The following is a 1,070-nucleotide window of genomic DNA, read 5'->3' as shown; positions in this document are numbered from 1 at the left end:
ACTTTGTGCGGCTTGCCGGCCTTTCGGAGGCGATCTGCGAAGGACTTCAGGCTTGGGTTGTGATGTGCCGCCACCAAGGCTGCCTGGAACATCACGTGTCGCAGCGCTCGGCGCCCACCGGCGATGGCTCGTTTTCCACGAAGAGTTCCGCTGTCATGTGCGACGGGTGCCAATCCAGTGAGCGCGGCGGCCTCTTCGCCAGTGATGGTGCCGATCTCGGGCATTTCGGCGATCAGCATCGTGCTGGCAACCGGGCCGATCCCCGGGATGGAGCGGAGGACGGTGGCCGTCTCGGACAGGTGATCGTCGCTCGCGATGGCCCGGGTGATCCTGTCTTCCAGCTCCTTTATGAGGCTGTCGATCCGTTGCTTCAATTCGCTGTCGACATCCTCGAACATCGCAGCGGTCCCCAGTTTCTGGTGCGCGCGGATTTGGGCCAGAAGCCGTTTGCGCATCTCGACCAGCTGAGCCCGTTTCGACGTCAAGGCTCTGAGAAAACGCAGCTTTTCTGGGGGCAGGCTGCGGCCTGCCTCGGGCCGGAAGGCAAAGAAGCGGGCGATGAGTTCCGCATCGATCCGGTCGGTCTTGGCGCGCGTACTACGGCTTAGGGCAAACGCCTTGACCTGTGCGGGGGGCACTTGCCGGGCTGCAACACCTTCTGCCTCCAGAGCCGCCCACAGCCGCCATTCCTGGCCGCCAGTCGATTCAAAGCAGACGACGGCATCCCGGACCCGGGCAAGATCCGCCACAGCAGCGTGACCCGCTGGAGCGTTCGGCACTCTGCAGCGATGCCCATCGGAGAGGCAATGAACGTCAAGCCAGTCGCGGCTGACATCTATGCCGATAACGCGGCCATGTGATAGGTTGTCCATGCTCTCTTCCTTCTGGTGCGCGGTCCTGCAAGGCCGCAATCAACTGTTCGAGACGATGAAGAGAGGCGGTGCCGACAGGCTAAGAAGCGTGGTCATGCCACAAGGGTCAGACGTCGCGCACCACCCCGTCACCGACCCTGGCCGGGGCCGGTGACGGGGCAAGTTTAGCAGAGCGCAGATACAGAAGGGTCAGGACGC

Annotated in this window: 1 protein-coding gene; it reads right to left on the bottom strand. The window is 63.2% G+C overall.

What is annotated here, in order from left to right; genetic code table 11:
* Window positions 1-872: IS110 family transposase (locus tag RXV88_RS23550; RefSeq protein ID WP_316296175.1), on the bottom strand; the 872-nt coding region annotated here is incomplete at its 3' end.
* Between the last annotated feature and the right edge of the window lie 198 nt (window positions 873-1,070).

This window comes from Aestuariicoccus sp. MJ-SS9 (assembly GCF_032586235.1).
Taxonomy (GTDB): domain Bacteria; phylum Pseudomonadota; class Alphaproteobacteria; order Rhodobacterales; family Rhodobacteraceae; genus Aestuariicoccus.
Note: the sequence above shows the minus strand (reverse complement) of the source record. Positions and strands in the feature narration are given on the sequence as shown.